Raw genomic sequence first — 20,430 nt, 5'->3', positions numbered from 1 at the left:
TCCCTCGTAGAATGAATGAATCTACGCAGGGAACAGCCTTTTTTTATTCGAATAGCTTCCTTAGGTTTTCCGTATAGGGAGCTTGTACGATACCTTTTTCGGTAATAATGGCTGTCACATATTCGTTAGGTGTAACGTCGAAGGCTGGATTAAACACTTTCACCCCAAGAGGAGCTGTGCGTTTACCGAAGCCTTGTGTAATCTCATCCTCATGACGCTCTTCAATGGGGATGTCTCCGCCCGTAGGCGTATTCAGATCGATCGTAGAGAGCGGGCTCGCCACGTAGAACGGGATGCCGTGCGCTTTCGCCAGTACGGCTACACTGTAGGTGCCGATTTTGTTGGCAACGTCACCGTTAGCCGCTACACGGTCTGTTCCTACGATGACAGCCTGGATCCAGCCCTTCGACATAACCGCGCCGGCCATGTTGTCACAGATCAGCGTTACGTCAACGCCGGCTTGCTGCAGTTCAAAGGCGGTCAACCGTGCGCCTTGCAGCACCGGACGAGTCTCATCCGCGAACACTTTGATGTTCATGCCTTTTTCCTTAGCCAAGTAGAACGGCGCTAACGCTGTGCCGTACTTGGCAGTAGCTAAGCCCCCGGCGTTGCAATGTGTCAGCACGCCGAATCCATCCTCGAACAGCGTTAGCGCATGTTCGCCGATCAGGCGGTTCGTCTCCTCGTCCTCCGCTTGAATCTTCTGCGCTTCGCCCAGGAGAGCTTCCTTGAAGGCAGCCGGGCTTCCGCCCGCAGCTGCCAAAGTCACTGCTTGCGCTCGCATGCGATCGAGCGCCCAGAACAAGTTCACAGCTGTCGGACGCGATGTCGCCAGGTAGTCTGCTTGCTTCTGGACTTCCGCCAGAAGCCCGGCGAGCGGAGCATCCACTTCACGGATGCCGAGGTATACCCCATACGCTGCGGCGATTCCTATCGCTGGTGCGCCGCGAACCTTCAAGTGCCGGATCGCTTCCCACACCTCGATTGGTGTCTCCAGCGGCAAATATACGATCTCTTCAGGCAGCAGCCGTTGATCGAGCAGATCAAGCTGCTTGCCATTCCAACGCAAGGATTGCAAAGCACCTTGGTTTTCCAGGTTTTGCACTTCTAAATCTTTATTGTTTGTGTTTGTCATAGGGCAAATCCTCTTTCTGCAGCAGATTCTTGGGTGGCGATGGCAATAAGCTCATCGATGGATTTCACTTGACGATGGGTACGAATGGATGATGTGCCAATGGCTAACGCTAAGCGCTGTGCACGCTCTCTATCAGCAGCATCTTCGATTTTATCAATATCAGCCACATGTGCAAGCCCCACAATGCGGCGAACCATTTTGGCTCCGGCGAATCCGACTGTGTCTTGGAGCAGATTGGCTAGGAAGTAGTTTTGATAGCCAGGTGTTTGAAATACACGATCTACACCATGCTCATTCCATAAAGCGCGGAAATTCGTTTCGAAATGGGTCCATACGTCCTTCACGGTTTGAAGTAAATAAGCGCGATAGGAAGCACGGCTCTCACTATCCTTACTCCAGCCCTCTTGAGCGGCATAATTGAGGAGCAAATTCGCAAGTACAGCACCAATATCGAAGCCCATCGGCCCATAATAAGCGAATTCAGGATCAATCACCTTCGTGGAATCAGGTTTGATAAAGATACTTCCTGTGTGCAGATCGCCATGAAGGAGCGCTTGTGCACTCGTAAGGAATTTGTTGCGAAGGATAGCTACCTCAAAGTGAAGTTCGCTGTCCGCCCAAAGCTGTTCAGCCGCATCGTGGATGTGAGCTTCAATATTATTCGTTTCTGCATCGCGATACGGATCATCGAAGATCAAATCCTCTGTGATTTTGCAAAGCTCGGGGTTGATGAATCGACCCTGTTGGATTTTCTTTTCTTGTTGATTTTTGCCTAGGTCGGAAGTGAAAAATAACGTATTTGCTAGAAAACGACCGATATGCTCAGCAAAGAGCGGGTACTGGTTACGTTCAATTAACCCTCTGCGCATAATGACATGGTCACTCAGATCTTCCATTACGGTAAGCGCCAAATCCGCATCATAGGCATAAACGTGAGGTACGAGGTCTGGATTCAAGCCTTCTTCAATCAAGAGCGCTTCACTTTCAATTCTTGCACGGTCGAGTGTTAACGGCCAGGATTCGCCGACAACTTTGGCATAAGGGAGGGCTTGTTTTAAAATAATACTTTTTCCTGTAGCTGTTTCCGATATGCGAAAAACGAGATTTAAGTTGCCGTCGCCGATTTCATGACTAGTTAAGTCTGAGCCAGGTTGAAACAGATTTGGAATTTGACGTGCGTATTCAATAGCTTGGGCTTCACTTAAAGGATGATAAGTGGACATGTAGTAACCTCCTATGATTTATTGGATTTAATTCCAACTAACTTACTGTGTTTTAATCGTCTTTTCCTAGTATAAGACAAAAAGTAGCTGCTTGAAATACTAACTTTGGAAATGTTGCACAAATTACATAAAATGAGTGCTTCTAACGTAAATTAACGCGTACGTGAACAGAATTTAACCGATTAATCAAAGATAAGGAGGCTTACTATGGTGACAACGTCCTTAACCCAATCTATCCAAGTTATTCTGAATAAGCAAATTGCAAACTGGGGGTTGCTTTATGTCAAGCTGCACAACTTTCATTGGTATGTGAAGGGCAATCAGTTTTTCACGCTGCATGTTAAATTTGAAGAGCTATATAATGAAGCTGCCCTACACGTGGACGAGCTGGCTGAAAGGTTGCTATCAATTGGTGGTCAGCCGGCGGCTACAATGAAAGCTTTTATGGAATTATCGTCCCTAAAAGAGGCTTCGGGTACAGAAACCGCTACGAAAATGGTCGAAGCTGTTATTGAAGATTTCACGATTCTTACGCAAGAATTAAAAGCTGGCATGCAGGCTTGTGAAGAGGTTCAGGATGAGACGACGTCGGACATGCTTTTAGCCATTCAAACTTCCTTGGAAAAGCATCGCTGGATGCTTCAGTCATTCCTTGGATAATCTATGTTTACAAAATATTTAATCTGAACAAACATCTGGTTGATGAAACTTGGCTATACTTGAGGCAAAACAGTTCTGGAGGATATCAATGTGATGAAAATCCTGAATCTGCTGCTCATTGTGGCCGCATGCTGCTTCTTGCTCATAATTGCTTTCGATGCAGACTCTCCCAGCACGGCTGCTGATCCTAACCCCATGAAACAAAATCAAGATCAGTTTACCCGGATGCAACCAACCTATTACGCTGAAACTTCGAAATAAAAGAAGGTAAAGGGATGGCCCCAGTCGAATAGGGCCATCCCTTTTTTATTCGTGTGCTCAGATTAAACGCGGACGCGCAGGATAGTCTGCGGAGAAGCCGATTTTCGGCTTCTCCGACTCTGTGGGCGAGCTTCGCCTCGCAGAGCTCTCGCTGTAAGCGCGTTTTCCGCGCTTATTTGTTCAGATTGCTTGTTTGGGTTTGAGTGAGCTTAATGAGAAGAAGTAACTGTGGTTTTGGTAAGCCTGCAATTGTACATGCTTTTTTTCTTCGACTAGCTCCTATTCGTACATTCCTGCAATTGCTCCTAGGCCCCCTAATTAAACTGGAGTCCTCCCACCCAATAATTTAAACTAGGGACAAGGAGATGATTCAGTATGGGGAAAAGGCTGAAAGAAGAAGCACGGCTTAAAATTGTTAAGGAAGCATTGGCTGGTATTAAGGTGGGGGTATTAGCCCGCATGTATGACATCCATCCTGAAACCATCCGTTTGTGGATCAGAGATCACCGTGACTCTATTCCTCCGGAAGAAATCCCAGTGGCTGACGAGCATCTGCAAGAATTGCAGCGTCTACAAGATGTAGAACAACGCTATGAAAAAGCCGTTAAAGTACTTGGCGAGAAAGAGCTAGAGCTTGAGATCCTGCGCGAATTGCTAAAAAAGAAAGACCCCGCTTATCCGAGAAATTCGAAGTAGCAGAACCATTTATTAAGCGGGGTGAACCAGTAGCGTTGGTTCTGCGTATCCTTGGCCTTTCAGAGTCCACCTATTACGATCGTAAGAAGAGAGCTACCACCCCGCTATCTGAATGTTCCAAAGAAAGCCGGAGAGGGCGCCCTGTGCCTGGATACTCACATACGTTTACGGGTGAACAAGTGTGTGACGAACAAATCAACGCGTGGCTGCTTGAGCTCATAGAGGGCGAAGAACATGTCTATGGCTACAAGCTTCTTGCACAATGTATTCGTGACCAATATAACGTGAGGCTGGACAAAAAGAAATCGTATCGCTTATGCAAAGAGTTAGGCATTCTTCAAAAGCCACGCCAGCGCATACAGACACATCCGCGCAGGCTGCCGAAGAACCGAGTAGTAACAGGCTCCAACCAATTATGGCAAATGGATATCAAGTACGGATACGTCATTGGACAGGAGCGATTCTTTTATATGCTCAGCATCATTGATGTGTTTGACCGTGTCGTCGTTAAACAGTACAGAGGTCCGGTATGTGAGGCCAAGCATGCGGTCCAGACGCTTTGTTATGCGATACAGAGCCGGCTAAACCCTGGAGAAGAGATGCCTGTAATCCGTACAGATAACGGCCCGCAATTCGTAAGCAAACTGTTTGGAGATATGTGCGAGTGCCTAGACGTCGTCCATGAACGCATTCCGCCAAGGACGCCGAATATGAATGCTTACATTGAGTCGTTTCACAGTCTACTTGAACGTCACTTGTTCGGCATAAGAGACTTCATGACCTTTGAAGAGGCTTATGATGCACTCGATCGTTACATGGACTTCTACAATAATCGCAGGATGCATGGTAGTTTAAACCGAAAACCTCCGAAGATGTTTTCAGCATGGGTCAAGACGCTGGATGACACTTCTGCCTTTCATAAAGCGATGTAATACCTTGAAAAAACGCGGTATTCTACGCATGAATCATTTTTGGTGGGCAAGACTCCGGTTTTAGGGGGCCTAGCCGATTGTGCAGGCTTTTGCGGTCTTTTTTTAATTTCTGTATGGAAAAGCTAAAATTCCTGCATAATAGCAGGCTTTTCCTCTATTCAAACGATTTTAGCAAAAATACCTGCACTTTCTCGCGCAGTTATTGTGGGCCTTTGAATATTCGTTCTCCTCGAGGAACGGTGGTAAAGCCCTAAGGGGATACAACTGCAAAGTTAAAACTTTTGTAATTAAAGCCTAATACTTTGAAAAAAACGACTTTAACAACGCTTGGAACCCACGCCCCTCCCTATATACGAAAGAATGGGTTTACACCAAGGACCTGAGGCAGAGCCTGAGGTTTTTTGTTCGGTCGCTCTAGATTAAGCACTTTATTATTCATAGGACAAAAAGGTGTCAATCCACATTTTCGAAGTTTAGCCACACGCCTCTATGTCACATTGTTTTGCGGCTTGAGATTCCTTATAATAGATAAGATTAATGAGGAGAACGAGGTGTTTGCTTTATGGGGAAACCAAAGGCTCTGAAAGAATGGGCATCGGCTGTTAAAGCACTGGAAGATGGAACGCAAATTTTTATTATGCGCAAGGGAGGAATTGTTGAGGAAACAAAAGATTTTCAAGTGGAATCCGCTGATTTCTTTCTCTATCCAACGTATGAACATCAGAGAAAAGAATTATTGAAGGAAGCTTATCGCGGTGTTATCGATGAATCCCTCATAGGCTGGAGTGCAGAGGATACGCGCGTAACGATTAGCAGCTTTGCACGGATGGTTGAAGATATTGAGGTCAGTGATCAAGAGCAGTTGAATAAACTGTATCCTTATCACATTTGGACGGAAAATTTCACGGAAGAAAGATTGAAGTGGAAACGTAAGAATCCGCTTCATATCATGCTGTTAAGGGTATATAATTTGGAACAACCCTTGCAAATACCGATCGAACAAGCCTATATAGGCTGCAAGTCATGGATTGAGCTTGAGGCTGATATACCGGAAGAGTCTTCTTTGGTTCCAGTTTTGAGTAATGAGGAGTTTGCTGCGATGGTTGCTGAAATAAAGCATACTTTGGCGTAATAAAAAGGTAGCATTTTCAGAAAATGACCTCCTTTTTCAAGCAAATGCCCTTTCTTGATTTAACATAGTAAGTTATAATAGAATTATTCTAATGAGAATCAATGATAATCATTCGAAATGGTTGTCGTTTATCTTGTACATTCCAACACATTATGGAGGCTTAAGAAATGGCGAATTCATCAACATTTACAATAGACGGTCTAAAAGCGAACGTCGAAGGAAAGGAAATTTTGAAGGGTCTTAGCCTGGAAATCAAAGGCGGAGAAATTCATGCCATCATGGGACCAAACGGTACAGGTAAAAGTACGTTGGCTTCCGCTCTGATGGGGCACCCGAAATATGAAGTAACAGAGGGTTCTGTAACATTAGATGGTGAAGATGTTCTAGAAATGGCTGTTGACGAAAGAGCACGCGCTGGTTTGTTCTTAGCTATGCAGTATCCAAGCGAAATCACGGGCGTAACGAACGCTGACTTCTTGCGCAGCGCAATGAACGTACGTCGCGGTGAAGGCAACGAAATCTCGTTGATCAAATTCATTCGTCAAATGGAAGCGAAGATGAAGCAGCTAGAAATGAACCCAGAGTTCATGCACCGTTACCTGAACGAAGGCTTCTCCGGCGGTGAGAAGAAACGCAACGAAATTCTTCAAATGCTTTTGCTTGAGCCAAAGTTTGTCATTCTAGATGAAATTGACTCCGGTCTGGATATCGATGCATTGCGTATCGTTGCTGAGGGTGTTAATGCTATGCGCAGCGAAGACCGCGGCTTCTTGATCATTACACATTACCAACGTTTGCTGAACTACGTTAAACCTGATTTTGTACATGTTATGATGCAAGGCCGTATCGTAAAATCCGGTGGTCCTGAGCTTGCAGAGCGTCTGGAAGCGGAAGGTTACGATTGGATCAAAGAAGAACTCGGTATCGTGGATGAGACCGTTGGTCAAGACACGGAAGAGTTCAAAGTTCCAATGAACACGTCCGGACCGAAGTACTAAGAGAGGAGAGACTTTGATCTAAGGGTCAAAGATCCCTATAAATGGAGGAAACCATGAGTAGTCAAACAACACTTTCCATAGATACTAATGCTGTCATCGAGCTCTCCCGCAGCAAACAAGAGCCGGAGTGGGTGACTGCCCTTCGTACAGAAGGGTTAGCGTTAGCGAATTCTTTGGAATTACCTGCGCTAGAAAAGACGAGAATTGACCGTTGGAGCATCTCCTCCTATGGTTCCTATAAATCGCAAGCCCCTTTGGCATCCCTCGATGCTTTACCCGAAGTTACCAAAGGTTTAGCTAATTCCGAGAACTTGATCGTACAACGCAACTCCGGCATCGTGTTCAACCAAGTTTCGGCAGAATTGAAACAGCAAGGCGTTATTTTCACTGATTTGGAAACAGCCATTCGCGATCATGCGGATTTGGTGAAACCATATTTCATGAAAGCTGTAGAAGCTAATGAAAATCAATTAACAGCTTTGCATGCTGCACTATGGAACGGTGGTATTTTCCTTTATGTACCGAAAAACGTTCGTGTGGACCTTCCACTCCAAGCGTTATTTGTAACCGATGATGCCGAAGCGACTTTTGCACCGCATGTTTTGATTGTTGCAGAGCAGTTCAGCGCTGTTACTTATGTAGATAATTTTGTATCCTCTGTAGCAGGTGCTCCTTTGGTACAAAACGGAATCGTTGAAGTATTCGTGAAGCCAGGTGCGCGAGTTAACTATGCATCCGTTCATAACTTGGAAGAATCCGTTACGGATTTGACATACCGCCGTGCGATCATCGATAACGATGCGAGCATTCAGTGGGTAGTTGGTGAAATGAACTACGGTAACACACTTTCGGATACAACATCGATCCTCAAAGGCAAAGGTTCCGACTCCGATGCTAAAGTGATCTGTGTTGGAACTCAGGAGCAGAAGTTGAACCTGACTACACGCGCTGTTCATTGGGGCAAAGCATCAACAAGCGACATGATTACTCGTGCCGTAATGAGAGATGGCTCAACAGCGATCATCAACGGGATTACAAAGATCGAAAAAGGCGCAACAGGCTGTAACGGTCAGCAAACAGAGAAAGTGCTTATGCTCAGCCCGAAAGCGCGTGGCGACGCGAATCCGATTCTTCTTATTGATGAGGACGATGTTAAAGCTGGTCATGCGGCGAGTGTTGGTCAAGTCAATGCTGAGCAAGTTCACTATCTGATGTCTCGTGGGATTACGAAGGAAGAAGCTCAGCGCTTGATTATTTACGGATTCTTGGCGCCAGTCGTTTCCGAAATTCCAATTAAGAGCGTCGAAGAACAGCTGCAAAGCTTAGTAGAGAGGAAGCTGGGACAATGAATACCTCGGAGATACGTGAACTTTTTCCCATTCTGAAGCAAGAGGTGAACGGTCATCCGCTGGTGTACTTGGACAGTGCTGCAACTTCCCAGAAGCCTATTCAGGTGATTGAAGCACTGAAGCACTACTATGAGTGGGACAATGCGAACGTTCACCGCGGGGTTCATACCCTAGGTTCCCGTGCAACGGATGCATACGAAGGAGCCAGAGCCAAAGTGGCTAAGTTCATCGGCGCATCCAGTGAGCAGGAAATCATTTTCACTAGAGGTACGACAACGGCAATCAACATTGTAGCAAGCAGTTATGCGAAATCTGTACTGCGTGAAGGCGATGAAATTGTCCTTACACCGATGGAGCATCATAGCAACCTGATTCCATGGCAGCAAGCTGCAAAGGCTACAGGCGCTACTTTAAAATATATTCCTTTACAGCCTGATGGTTCGATTTCGCTTACAGATGTTGAAAACACGATAACCAATCGTACGAAAATTGTTTCGGTTGTGTATGTTTCCAACGTTCTTGGTGTCGTAAATCCGATCAAAGAAATCGCCCAAATCGCCCATAAACATGGAGCGAAGATGATGGTCGATGGCGCACAAAGTACACCGCATATGAAGGTGGATGTACAGGAATTGGATTGCGACTTCTATGCGCTTTCCGGTCATAAAATGTGTGGTCCCACCGGAATCGGGGCATTGTATGGGAAGAAGGCATTGCTAGAAAATATGGAGCCTGTCGAGTTTGGCGGCGAAATGATTGATCATGTGGATCTCTATGAGTCCACTTGGAAGGAACTGCCTTGGAAGTTTGAAGGTGGAACACCAATCATTGCTGGAGCAGTAGGTCTTGGCGCGGCTATTGATTTTCTACAAGAAGTCGGTATGGACAATATTTATAAACACGATATTCAGCTCACGAACTATGCGATGGAGCGTATGGCTCAGATCGAAGATCTGACGATCTATGGTCCTAAAGCTAATCGTGCAGGACTCGTTACGTTCAATCTAGGTGATGTTCATCCTCATGATGTGGCAACCGTTCTAGATGCGGAGGGAGTTGCTGTACGCGCCGGTCACCATTGTACTCAGCCTTTAATGAGATGGCTAGAAGTAAGTTCCACGGCTCGTGCTAGCTTTTATCTGTACAATACAGAAGCAGATATTGACCGTCTTGTGATGGCCTTACTAAAAACAAAGGAGTACTTCGGCCATGCAATTGGATGATTTATACCGTAGAGTGATTATGGATCACTATAAAACACCGCGCAACCGTGGGAAGTTTGAGTCTGGCGAAGCTGTTACCATTGATCTTAATAACCCGACCTGCGGTGATAAGATTTCCCTGCAGATGCAGGTGGAAGATGGTGTTGTGAAGATGGCTAAATTCACAGGTGAAGGCTGTTCGATTAGCTTATCCTCTGCATCCATGATGACGGATGCGGTCAAAGGTAAGACCATCGAAGAGGCGCTGAAGATGGCCGATAATTTTTCAGGCTTGATGAAGGGCGAACCTGTGGAATTTGAATATGAAGATATAGAGGCGTTATCTGGGGTGAATAAATTCCCTGCGCGGATCAAATGTGCGACCCTTGCATGGAACGCACTACGCAAAGGAATTGAACATTCCCAAAAAATCGATAACTAACGCAAAAGCGATCCCATATGTAAGATGTTTTTGCAACACAAAAAAACTAAGGAGGAATTCACCATGGCTAAACAAATGCCAGATCTCGAGGATTATAAATATGGTTTTAGAGATGAGCACAAATCGATTTTTCAATCGGGTAAAGGCTTAACTCGTGAAATCGTTGAAGAAATCTCCAGAATTAAAGGCGAACCTGAGTGGATGCTAGAGTTTCGTCTGAAATCCCTGGAGCAATTTTTCAAAATGCCAATGCCGCGTTGGGGCGGAAACATGGATGATCTAGATTTCGATGATATCCAGTACTACGTAAGACCGTCCGAGAAGCAAGGCAAAACGTGGGAAGAAGTTCCTACAGAAATTAAAGAAACATTCGACAAGCTCGGTATTCCTGAAGCGGAACAAAAATTCTTAGCTGGTGTATCGGCTCAGTATGAATCTGAAGTTGTTTACCACAGTATGCAAAAGGAACTTGAAGACCAAGGCGTTATCTTTACAGATACGGATACGGCGCTTCGTGAGTACCCAGAGCTATTCAAACAGTATTTCGGAACTATTATTCCGCCAAGCGACAATAAATTCGCTGCGCTCAATAGTGCTGTATGGTCCGGTGGTTCTTTCATCTATGTGCCTAAAGGCGTAAAATGTGAAGTTCCTTTACAAGCGTACTTCCGTATTAACTCCGAGAACATGGGGCAATTCGAACGTACATTGATCATTACCGATGAAGAAAGCTTTGTACACTACGTAGAGGGCTGTACAGCTCCTATTTACAGCACAAACTCCCTTCATAGTGCGGTAGTTGAAATCGTATGTCTCAAAAACTCCCGTGCACGTTATACAACGATTCAAAACTGGGCACCGAACATCTACAACCTCGTTACCAAACGTGCGGTTGCAGAAGAAGGCGCTACTATGGAATGGGTCGATGGTAACATTGGTTCCAAGCTGACGATGAAGTACCCAGCTGTTGTGCTGAAAGGCCGCGGCGCTAAAGGGATGGTTCTTTCCATCGCTGTAGCTGGTAAAGGGCAACACCAAGATGCTGGCGCGAAAATGACGCATCTGGCGCCTGATACAACTTCGACAATCGTATCCAAATCGATTTCTAAACACGGCGGTAAAGTAACATACCGTGGTCTGGCTTCCTTCGGACGTAACTCCCAAGGTTCCAAAGCGAATATCAAATGTGATACTTTGATTCTCGATAACGAGTCAACGTCAGATACGATTCCATATAACGAAATCATGAATGACAACATCACGCTTGAGCATGAAGCGACAGTATCCAAGGTATCTGAGGACCAATTGTTCTACCTCATGAGCCGTGGTCTTACGGAGGCTGAAGCGACGCAAATGATCGTTATGGGCTTCATCGAGCCGTTCACGAAAGAACTTCCAATGGAATATGCCGTGGAGATGAATCGTCTCATTAAATTTGAGATGGAAGGTTCCATCGGTTAAACGATATTTACTTAAAGCGTGCCCGAATTATTCGGGCACGCTTTATTAATTGAATCCTATTCTAGCAATTAAGTCTCTCTGACAAATGGACCAACTAGTCTAAAGCTTCCAAGATGATCCAAGCTGTTCAAATGGCCTTTTATGCATATTTGCATGTCACTTGTCTCACTCTATAGAGGATAATAATTATGTGTCCCTAAAGGAGAATAAAAGCGATGTGGAAAAGGCTGAAAGTAGCAGCAATTGGCAGTATAGTAGTCATGATGGCAACTACAACCGCTTGTGGAAGGGTTAATACCAGCCCCAACCAAGCAGCACCAACACAAAATCCTACCGTACAGTCAGGGACAGGCAGTATGCAGTCACAAAGCTTGTCACAACCAGGACAAGGAACGACATTAGGCACTGATGACGCTGTTATACCAATTAAAGTGATTAACAATGTCAAGTATGTAGCAGCACGTGAACTTATCCAAACCCTAAAGTTCCAGTCAAACTGGGAAGAAGGCAATCAGAAGCTGTTAATTGGCGATAATGACGCAAACTTCGAAGTGACAATGAATTCGACGAAAGCTATGAAAGATGGATCAGAAATCAAAGTTAGCCAGCCCTTTATTAAGGAGGGTGATTCGGCCTACTTGCCAGTCTCCGCATTGGCAGATTTGTTTCAAGAAGATATGTCATATGAAGTGAAAAATGAGCAATTGTTGATTCATGCGGCTCCGGTTGCTCCAATAGAACGTGAAGATGACAACGACCCTCGGGCTAATACCGCAGAGCTTGAGTTTGGCGATGATCCAACGGATCCGTTCAAAGGCGAAGGTAAGGGAACGCACCCTGCATCTATGCAACAAAATGAGGATGACCTTGAGGTGTGGGCATCCACTAATCAAGATGAAGTAATTCCAGTACTTAAGAACATTGATATTAATGCAATGATTAACAAGGGTATGCAATATCTAGGTGTGAAATATCTATTCGGTGCTGGACCTTATCCGCAAACAGGAAAATTTGACTGTTCAACGTTTACTCAATATGTATTTGGAAAATATGGCGTAAAACTTCCAAGGCTTGCTCGCCAACAAGCGGCGGTAGGACAGCTGGTAAGTCGAAAATCCTTGCGCAAAGGCGATTTGTTGTTTTTCTATGTACCAGGTCGATTCAAAACCAATAAAACTGTTGGACATGTTGGTATTTACATTGGCAATAGGCAAATGCTGAATGCTTCACCTGCGCCAAAGAATGGCGTTCAAATCATTAATATTGATAAACCGTATTGGAAATCAACGTTTCTACGAGCAAAACGTGTTGCATATTAATCCTTTAAGCCTATCCTTAGGATAGGCTCTTTTTATTTTCGCTAAATTGAAACAAAAGGTCTGTTCGTGCGTTTTATTTAGTATACAGATTGGATGGAGGAAGATGAATCGATGAATATCACGCTCTTCGAAAAATTGACGGACGGACAACTGCAAAAAATTAGTGAACGCCCATGGGATGAAAGGCTCATTCAAGCCTTAAATGTTGCAAATTTTGTTCTTATTGGCGGTAAGGAATATGAAATGATCGAAGGAAGACTGAACTTAGATCTTAATGTTTTTGAGCTTCTGCTGGTTACGGTAGGCTCAGAAGGGGGAGGGAACCGGCATTGAAACGACCGCTCAAAGTGCTTTCTGCTTCTATTGGCATCATGCTCGTTAGTCATATGTTGCTGCTTTCAGCACATGCCGCAGAGTCTCCTAGTCCGAGTACTGGAGCAGGATCATCTAAGCTGGTTGAATGGTCTTCGGAAGACGTCAAAGCCTATTATGATCCTGCGGTTGATTGGAGTTTGCCTGTGCCCGTGCAATCGGATAATAAATCACCTTCGCCTTCTCCGTCTCCAACGCCTGTTGCAGGGGGGAGTTCAACGGGCACTGGAGGAAGTACGACCCCCATCATTGTGAATCAGGTAACCGGAGGCGGTGGTTTTGGTTGGGATGATCTTCTACTGTACCATTTGATCTTTAATACGGTAAGTCCTTACTCATCGAGTAGTTGGGGAAGCAATCATCGCTCTTATTATTATCGATCGAATACACCCTATGTGACGAAAACCTATCAACCGAGTTCGTTCTCGAATCGCTCCACGACGAAGACACCAACAACCTCAAGTGGAACCGGCTCGTTTACAACTAATAAGTCATCGTCAAACAGTACGAGCGGCGGAACAACATCAAGCTCCAAATCGACCTCAACCTCTTCCGGTAGTATAGGCGGTAAATCAAGCGGTTTCAGCTCTTCGTCAAGCTCCAGTTCAGGAGGTTAATTGCTTTGATATATGAAGTCATAGGGAATCCTTCTGCTAACAGAGATCGCAGGGTGCAGCAGCTGGCGAACCTTGGATTTACATGGGCAGATATGGAAGAGGAAGCATACTGGATTGACCAACTTGTAGTTATGCAGCGACATGTATACGAAGAACTTATCCATGCGGCAGGAGCTTTGTGGAACGTGTTTGATAAGACGGTTCGTTATGTGAAAGGGAAGAGGGAGTTATATGAGCTCTTGTCTATTCCTGAAGTGCTGTGGGATGGGCTAGATCAGCTTGAGCCTGGTGCCGCAGGTTTCATTAGTCGATATGCCAGATTTGATTTTACAGTGAATCAGCAAGGCGAAATCAAGCTTTTAGAGCTGAATGCTGACACACCTACGGGGTATGTTGAAGCAGCGATTGCTACACCCTGGTTATGTGATCAAATGGGAATAGAATCACCGAACCATGCTATGAAAGAACTAATCCGCTTAGCATGGGAAATCGAAGCGCCTGACTTTGCTGCCTGCACCGCGTATGGAAAGCATGTTGAAGATACAGGAACTATTGATGCCCTTGTAGCGCATAGCGGAAGAAAGATGACCTGTGTCGATTGTTTGGATTTGTGGATCGATGAAGGCGTTGTTAAGGTTGGAGAGAACCAAATCATCACTAAAATGTTTGCGCTGTATCCAAAGGAATGGATGGGCATTGATGATGGGGGAGAGGCTTTCTCTTATGCGATTGAAGAACAATTCATACAAGTGTTCAATCCATTACACGCGGTCATCTTGCAGTCAAAAGGCTTGCAAGCTATCATATGGGGCTTACATGAGGAAGGCGCAGAAATGTTCACCTCTGACGAGCACAAGGCAATAGGGAGCTATATGCTGCCTACTTATATGACGCCTGAGCTTACAGGTGATTACGTATCCAAATCTATGTTTGGCAGAGAAGGCGGCTCAGTGGAATTGTATAACACGCTGGGTGAATTAGAGGTCAAAGATGAAGTTGGTTTTGATACGAGTGTGTTTTTCAAGCGTGTTTATCAGCAGCGAGCCGATTTGCCCGAGCTATCTTTTGCTCATGGAAATAAACATTTATTAACAGGTCTCTTTGTTCTCAATGGAATACCATGCGGGTTATTAGGGAGAGCAGGTGGGATGATTACAGGAAATGCGAGTCAATTTGTACCGATAGGAGTGAAAGCACCTTGAAACAAGGACGATTTTGGCTTATGGCCGCGGGCTTCGTTGTATGCATCCTGATCATTTGGGGCATTAGCAGCGCTTTTAATAAGAAGCCAGCTGTCTTGAGTAAGGCGACGGCGGGAAGTCCGGCAAGCATAAGCAATATGAGTGGTGAAGTACCCTGGGATTATCAAGTACAGCAGGCAAAAGTCGGGGATTTATTGGATGGGGATATGGTCCTGCTGCCGAATAATGAACGGATTTCGAACGATCAGAATTTTGCTACAGGGGACCAAGTATGGGTACTGAGCTATATGCAGGCAACAATGAAAATGGATAATCAAGGGAAGAATGATGTAACACTTTCGCAATGGAAGCCAATCAAGACGTTTAAAACGAAAGAAGAAGCTGATAAAGATGCAGGGGAGTTAAAAATAGAAATTAAAACGGATGTGAAATTAGTAGGGGTTTACAAAACGGAGCAGGATGGCAAATTCCGCTATTTCGCGGTAGCTGATCTACCAACAGGACAGAAAGTGAAGCAGCCCATTCCTGAGGAACGCTATGTAAGCTTTAAAAACAAGAAGGAAGTACAGGTTATTTTAGAGGAAGCGGCTAGGCCCCCTAAAACCGGAGTCTTGCCCACCAAAAATGATTCATGCGTAGAATACCGCGTTTTTTCAAGGTATTACATCGCTTTATGAAAGGCAGAAGTGTCATCCAGCGTCTTGACCCATGCTGAAAACATCTTCGGAGGTTTTCGGTTTAAACTACCATGCATCCTGCGATTATTGTAGAAGTCCATGTAACGATCGAGTGCATCATAAGCCTCTTCAAAGGTCATGAAGTCTCTTATGCCGAACAAGTGACGTTCAAGTAGACTGTGAAACGACTCAATGTAAGCATTCATATTCGGCGTCCTTGGCGGAATGCGTTCATGGACGACGTCAAGGCACTCACACATATCTCCAAACAGTTTGCTTACGAATTGCGGGCCGTTATCTGTACGGATTACAGGCATCTCTTCGCCAGGGTTTAGCCGGCTCTGCATCGCATAACAAAGCGTCTGGACCGCATGCTTGGCCTCACATACCGGACCTCTGTACTGTTTAACGACGACACGGTCAAACACATCAATGATGCTGAGCATATAAAAGAAGCGCTCCTGTCCAATGACGTATCCGTATTTGATATCCATTTGCCATAATTGGTTGGAGCCTGTTACGACTCGGTTCTTTGCCAGTCTACGAGGATGCGTCTGTATGCGCTGGCGTGGCTTTTGAAGAATGCCTAGCTCTTTGCATAAGCGATACGATTTCTTTTTGTCCAGTCTCACGTTATGTTGGTCACGAATACATTGTGCAAGAAGCTTGTAGCCATAGACATGTTCTTCGCCCTCTATGAGCTCAAGCAGCCACGCATTGATTTGTTTGTCACACACTTGTTCACCCGTAAACGTATGTGAGTATCCAGGCACAGGGCGCCCTCTCCGGCTTTCTTTGGAACATTCAGATAGCGGGGTGGTAGCTCTCTTCTTACGATCGTAATAGGTGGACTCTGAAAGGCCAAGGATACGCAGAACCAACGCTACTGGTTCACCCCGCTTAATAAATGGTTCTGCTACTTCGAATTTCTCGGATAAGCGGGGTCTTTCTTTTTTAGCAATTCGCGCAGGATCTCAAGCTCTAGCTCTTTCTCGCCAAGTACTTTAACGGCTTTTTCATAGCGTTGTTCTACATCTTGTAGACGCTGCAATTCTTGCAGATGCTCGTCAGCCACTGGGATTTCTTCCGGAGGAATAGAGTCACGGTGATCTCTGATCCACAAACGGATGGTTTCAGGATGGATGTCATACATGCGGGCTAATACCCCCACCTTAATACCAGCCAACGCTTCCTTAACAATTTTAAGCCGTGCTTCTTCTTTCAGCCTTTTCCCCATACTGAATCATCTCCTTGTCCCTAGTTTAAATTATTGGGTGGGAGGACTCCAGTTTATTTAGGGGGCCTAGGAGGAAGTACATGATTACAGCAATTTTGATCAATCCATGGCGAAATTTCGGGGGTGGGCAGAATGATTGTTTTGGATATTGTCATTAGTTTATTTGTGATTGTTCTGCTGCAATTCGCAGGTATGTATGTGTTTAGTTTAATGACACCCTACCGCGATATGGAAGAAATAAACAACGGCAATGTAGCCGTCGGTATCACCATGGGCGGTAAATTTGTAGCTACGGCGATTGTTTTGTGTATTGCAGCTTACACCAATTCATCAATTTGGCATATGAGCTTATGGTTCGCGGTAGGGTATGCATGTCTACTTGCTACGTATTGGATCTTTGATTGGCTCACGCCTGGTGTGAAGCTATCTGATCAACTAAAGGATGGGAATGTAGCTGTTGGCACCCTGCTAGCAGCTGTCTATATTGGAATCGCAATTGCTGTTAGCAGTCTTATTATTTAATTAGATCGCGATTTGCGTTATTTCTACGTCGCCAAGCTGTGACAGATCCAAGAATTGATTATTGATGTTAATTAAAGGTCGGAAGAAATCGCATGGATTTGTCATGACGATCGTACCGACACGTCCGTCACTGAGTGACACTTTCTTACCGATAAAATTAGGAATCATGTTGCGGATAAATATTTGCGTTATTTTCGGATCTAGTTGGCCAAAACTCATGCGGTGCAGTTCCTTCAGAACGATTAGAAGATCACGTTTTTGCTGATAAACTCGGTTGCTGATCATAGCGCTATAAACGTCTGCAACCGCAATTATCAGCGAGTACGAATGGATTTCTGTACTCTTTTTGCGTAAAGGATAGCCTGTACCATCCATACGTTCATGGTGCTCTAGAGCAACGAGAGCAAGGATATTGTCATTTAAGGATTGTTTGATGATTTCATAGCCGTATATCGTATGTTTCTGAATTTCACCGTACTCATCATTGGTTAGTTTTGAGGGCTTATGTAGAATATCCGTATGGATTTTGCTTTTGCCAATATCGTGTAGATAGCCGGCTTTTCCAATATGAAGGGCTTCTTTCTCACTTTTATTCATCCACTTGGCAATATAATAGGATAACATGCCTACTTGCACACTGTGCTGGTAGGTATAGTCATCTTTGCTGTTCAAAGAGAGAAGTAACGAAACAACGTCTTTCTCCTCCTGAAAGCTTTGGATCATCGGATTGAAAGCGGATTCGATAGTTTCATTTTGAATGGATCCACCGTTTTCGACGACCGAAAATAAATCTTTTATACCGGAGATTGCATTGTTAAAAGTGTGTAATTGCGTGTTAGTTGCGTGCCGGACTGTAGGCTCATCTAGTTCGTTAGTGGCTTCACTCGCTCTAGGCTGTATATCGACATAATCCACATTGTGGCGATTAAGCATCAAAATATCTCCCGCATCGACAACCGTGCCTGATGAAAGAAGATGAAGTCCTACCATATTGTAGGAATCTGAAATTAGTTTATCACCAACAATAAGTTGAAGCACATGGATACGCATAGAAGCTCCTCTCCTAGTCCTATAATCCGTAGGTATATAGTTATACTACATCCCAATATATCGGCTGTAAAGACTTTTAGCCTGAATTAAATCTTCGGTTCCTTGGATGAGAACACGGCCATCTGGAAAGATGATCATCTGCAAATCTGGGGATGCTTGGAATTTTAAAAGGAAGCGATTTTTGTCCACCGGACCAAGCGGTTTTAATCGTTCTTCCCAATATTCAAGCGGTTTATCGGAAGGAGCTACCGGATGAATCTGGACGGAATTACGACCGCATAACGATTGAATCGTGTCACTTTCCACACCGGCTTCTAAGTAATCGTACTGCTTCATTGCACAGGCGGGACAGTCAGATTTATGAGCGCCGGCTACACTAATTGCTGAGTTCTGGTTGAACCATAAGTCCCATTGCTGCATTCGGAGATTAAGCTGATCTTTCGCGCCAACAAGCAATTTAAGAGCTTCCGTGGCTTGAAAAGAAGCTACGACATGAATGATCCCGCCAATAACACCGGCAGTATCGCATGTTTCAGTTGTACCTGCTGCGGGGGCTTGTGAGAAAAGGCAGCGAAGGCATGGGGTTTGTCCCGGTATGATCGTCAAAGAGACTCCTCTAGAGGCGACCGCACCGCCATAAATCCAAGGAATCCCTAGTTTGATACTCACATCGTTAATTAGGAAGCGAACCGAGAAGTTATCGGTTCCATCTAGAATTAAATCAACATCACTTAAGAGCTGTTCAGCATTCAAGGAATTCAGATCGGTTACATGAGGCTCTATCGTTACCTGAGAATTAACAAGTTGTAACCGTTTAGCTGCTGCAATTGCTTTGGGTGTTGTGCTAGCAGCGTCCTCTTCATCGTAGAGCATTTGTCGTTGGAGGTTGCTAGTATCGACAAAATCACGATCGATCAATCGTACGTAACCAGCCCCTGCGCGAACCATATGGTTGGCAAGTACCGTACCTAGCGCACCCATGCCTACGATAGCCACTCGACTTCCTCCGAGCTTGCGCTGTCCTTCTAAACCAATGGGGGAAAACAGAACTTGTCTGGAATAGCGTGTATCTACGTCATCATTATGATCTATATGTATATGTGTGTCCAAGTGAGGTCATCTCCAGTCTCGTTTATTCGAATTGTGGCGTTTGGAGCGGGTTCCAAGGACCTGTTTGGCTGCCTTTCCACTCCGAACCATCTTCCCATATTTCTTTTTTCCAAATAGGTACGATTTGCTTCAGGCGTTCAATCGCATACCGACTCGCTTCATAGCAATGCGCCCGATGCGGAGATGAAACGGCAATAACGACGCTAGCTTCGGCAATAGCGACCTTGCCCAAACGGTGTGTAATGGCACAAAGCGTGCCTGGCCACTGATTATCTATCTCTTCACCGATGGTTTCCATGGTTTTGAGAGCCATCGGTATGTAGGCTTCATATTCCAAAAGGACGGTCCGCTGTCCATAAGTCATCTCCCTGGTTGTCCCGATGAAAGCAAGCGAAGCGCCGTGATTAGGGTGATTGACTTTAGAAGCTACCTTGCCTGCATCAATCGTATCATGAGTGATTTCATACATAGAAGGTTGTCCACCTGAAACAGGAGGAATCAGTGCAAGTTCATCTGCAGCTGTGACGATTTCCTGATCTCCCGCATAAGCTTGGTTTTTAGCAAAAAAACAGGTTGAGAGTTGAGTGGAAGCTGCCGGATAAGCGGCTGTGATCTGCTGTTTGAGCTGCTCGATAGAAATGGCTTCTTGTTCTATTTGTATAATTAAGACGGAAGTCCCGAATAGGTCTACCAGACCTGCAAAGAGTTGGATGTGTATGTTCACGGTTCTGCTCCTAATGGCTTAGTTAGTGGAATTCCTTACAGCATATCATATTTTGACCTGAAAATGGTATAATGGGTAGAGCCTTTTGGCTGAGAAATAGAGCTTAATT

General features: G+C 45.0%; 23 protein-coding genes. 16 read left to right on the top strand and 7 right to left on the bottom strand.

The window, feature by feature from the left end; all coding sequences use genetic code 11:
- Positions 1–43: 43 nt before the first annotated feature.
- Positions 44–1,135, bottom strand: coding sequence for an S-methyl-5-thioribose-1-phosphate isomerase (gene mtnA / locus NYR53_RS26775; RefSeq protein WP_261302147.1), 1,092 nt, complete (start codon positions 1,133–1,135; stop codon positions 44–46).
- Positions 1,132–2,358 carry an S-methyl-5-thioribose kinase gene (gene mtnK / locus NYR53_RS26770; protein ID WP_261302146.1) on the bottom strand — a complete coding sequence of 409 codons (1,227 nt, stop codon included), beginning with the start codon at positions 2,356–2,358 and terminating at the stop codon, positions 1,132–1,134. Before mtnK ends, mtnA begins: the two co-directional genes overlap by 4 nt.
- Positions 2,359–2,565: 207 nt before the next feature.
- Here mtnK and NYR53_RS26765 point away from each other — a divergent pair, with 207 nt between their 5' ends.
- From NYR53_RS26765 to NYR53_RS26695, 15 genes are all read left to right on the top strand, one after another.
- The gene (locus NYR53_RS26765) at positions 2,566–3,018 is read left to right on the top strand and encodes a Dps family protein (protein ID WP_261302145.1); all 453 of its coding nucleotides are present in this window, start codon (positions 2,566–2,568) and stop codon (positions 3,016–3,018) included.
- 90 nt (positions 3,019–3,108) lie between these two features.
- Positions 3,109–3,279 (top strand): hypothetical protein, encoded by a 171-nt coding sequence (locus tag NYR53_RS26760; RefSeq protein WP_261302144.1) that lies wholly within the window; start codon positions 3,109–3,111, stop codon positions 3,277–3,279.
- Between the two features lie 375 nt (positions 3,280–3,654).
- Positions 3,655–3,975: a helix-turn-helix domain-containing protein gene (locus NYR53_RS26755; RefSeq protein ID WP_261300830.1), complete on the top strand. Its 321-nt coding sequence runs from the start codon at positions 3,655–3,657 to the stop codon at positions 3,973–3,975.
- Positions 3,930–4,907: an IS3 family transposase gene (locus NYR53_RS26750; protein WP_367618679.1), complete on the top strand. Its 978-nt coding sequence runs from the start codon at positions 3,930–3,932 to the stop codon at positions 4,905–4,907. The genes NYR53_RS26755 and NYR53_RS26750 overlap by 46 nt, the downstream gene beginning before the upstream one ends.
- Positions 4,908–5,469: 562 nt before the next feature.
- Complete coding sequence (locus NYR53_RS26745) at positions 5,470–6,039, top strand: DUF1802 family protein (protein ID WP_261302143.1); 570 nt, start codon at positions 5,470–5,472, stop codon at positions 6,037–6,039.
- A 167-nt stretch (positions 6,040–6,206) separates the two neighbouring features.
- Positions 6,207–7,037, top strand: a complete 831-nt coding sequence (gene sufC / locus NYR53_RS26740) for a Fe-S cluster assembly ATPase SufC (protein WP_261302142.1) — start codon at positions 6,207–6,209, stop codon at positions 7,035–7,037.
- A gap of 53 nt (positions 7,038–7,090) precedes the next feature.
- The gene (gene sufD, locus NYR53_RS26735) at positions 7,091–8,386 is read left to right on the top strand and encodes a Fe-S cluster assembly protein SufD (RefSeq protein WP_261302141.1); all 1,296 of its coding nucleotides are present in this window, start codon (positions 7,091–7,093) and stop codon (positions 8,384–8,386) included.
- Positions 8,383–9,609 carry a cysteine desulfurase gene (locus tag NYR53_RS26730; RefSeq protein WP_261302140.1) on the top strand — a complete coding sequence of 409 codons (1,227 nt, stop codon included), beginning with the start codon at positions 8,383–8,385 and terminating at the stop codon, positions 9,607–9,609. Before sufD ends, NYR53_RS26730 begins: the two co-directional genes overlap by 4 nt.
- Positions 9,596–10,030: a Fe-S cluster assembly sulfur transfer protein SufU gene (gene sufU / locus NYR53_RS26725; RefSeq protein WP_261302139.1), complete on the top strand. Its 435-nt coding sequence runs from the start codon at positions 9,596–9,598 to the stop codon at positions 10,028–10,030. Before NYR53_RS26730 ends, sufU begins: the two co-directional genes overlap by 14 nt.
- Positions 10,031–10,093: 63 nt before the next feature.
- Entirely contained in the window at positions 10,094–11,491 is a 1,398-nt protein-coding gene (gene sufB / locus NYR53_RS26720) for a Fe-S cluster assembly protein SufB (protein ID WP_261302138.1), read from the top strand.
- A 215-nt stretch (positions 11,492–11,706) separates the two neighbouring features.
- Positions 11,707–12,810, top strand: a complete 1,104-nt coding sequence (locus tag NYR53_RS26715; protein ID WP_261302137.1) for a C40 family peptidase — start codon at positions 11,707–11,709, stop codon at positions 12,808–12,810.
- A 93-nt stretch (positions 12,811–12,903) separates the two neighbouring features.
- Positions 12,904–13,143, top strand: coding sequence for a hypothetical protein (locus tag NYR53_RS26710; RefSeq protein ID WP_261302136.1), 240 nt, complete (start codon positions 12,904–12,906; stop codon positions 13,141–13,143).
- Positions 13,140–13,799: a hypothetical protein gene (locus NYR53_RS26705; RefSeq protein WP_261302135.1), complete on the top strand. Its 660-nt coding sequence runs from the start codon at positions 13,140–13,142 to the stop codon at positions 13,797–13,799. Before NYR53_RS26710 ends, NYR53_RS26705 begins: the two co-directional genes overlap by 4 nt.
- A 5-nt stretch (positions 13,800–13,804) precedes the next feature.
- Positions 13,805–15,001, top strand: a complete 1,197-nt coding sequence (locus tag NYR53_RS26700; protein WP_261302134.1) for a glutathionylspermidine synthase family protein — start codon at positions 13,805–13,807, stop codon at positions 14,999–15,001.
- Complete coding sequence (locus NYR53_RS26695; RefSeq protein ID WP_261302133.1) at positions 14,998–15,678, top strand: hypothetical protein; 681 nt, start codon at positions 14,998–15,000, stop codon at positions 15,676–15,678. Before NYR53_RS26700 ends, NYR53_RS26695 begins: the two co-directional genes overlap by 4 nt.
- On the opposite strand, the gene NYR53_RS26690 is transcribed toward NYR53_RS26695, so the two are convergent.
- Together NYR53_RS26690 and NYR53_RS26685 are read right to left on the bottom strand one after the other, a co-directional pair.
- Positions 15,663–16,583, bottom strand: coding sequence for an IS3 family transposase (locus NYR53_RS26690; RefSeq protein WP_261306485.1), 921 nt, complete (start codon positions 16,581–16,583; stop codon positions 15,663–15,665). The two genes, NYR53_RS26695 and NYR53_RS26690, sit on opposite strands and share 16 nt — an antisense overlap.
- Before the next feature lie 11 nt (positions 16,584–16,594).
- On the bottom strand, positions 16,595–16,915 hold the full coding sequence (locus NYR53_RS26685) for a helix-turn-helix domain-containing protein (protein ID WP_261300830.1): 321 nt from the start codon (positions 16,913–16,915) through the stop codon (positions 16,595–16,597).
- Positions 16,916–17,047: 132 nt separating this feature from the next.
- Here NYR53_RS26685 and NYR53_RS26680 point away from each other — a divergent pair, with 132 nt between their 5' ends.
- Positions 17,048–17,437: a DUF350 domain-containing protein gene (locus tag NYR53_RS26680; RefSeq protein WP_261302132.1), complete on the top strand. Its 390-nt coding sequence runs from the start codon at positions 17,048–17,050 to the stop codon at positions 17,435–17,437.
- On the opposite strand, the gene NYR53_RS26675 is transcribed toward NYR53_RS26680, so the two are convergent.
- From NYR53_RS26675 to NYR53_RS34360, 3 genes are read right to left on the bottom strand one after another with little or no spacing between them, the layout of a single operon-like run.
- On the bottom strand, positions 17,438–18,487 hold the full coding sequence (locus NYR53_RS26675) for an HD-GYP domain-containing protein (RefSeq protein ID WP_261302131.1): 1,050 nt from the start codon (positions 18,485–18,487) through the stop codon (positions 17,438–17,440).
- Positions 18,488–18,532: 45 nt separating this feature from the next.
- Complete coding sequence (locus tag NYR53_RS26670; RefSeq protein WP_261302130.1) at positions 18,533–19,597, bottom strand: ThiF family adenylyltransferase; 1,065 nt, start codon at positions 19,595–19,597, stop codon at positions 18,533–18,535.
- A 22-nt stretch (positions 19,598–19,619) separates the two neighbouring features.
- Entirely contained in the window at positions 19,620–20,321 is a 702-nt protein-coding gene (locus NYR53_RS34360) for a molybdenum cofactor biosynthesis protein (protein WP_290428962.1), read from the bottom strand.
- Positions 20,322–20,430 lie beyond the last annotated feature (109 nt).

The organism is Paenibacillus andongensis (assembly GCF_025369935.1).
GTDB lineage: Bacteria > Bacillota > Bacilli > Paenibacillales > NBRC-103111 > Paenibacillus_E > Paenibacillus_E andongensis.
This window is presented reverse-complemented; position numbering and strand designations above follow the sequence as displayed.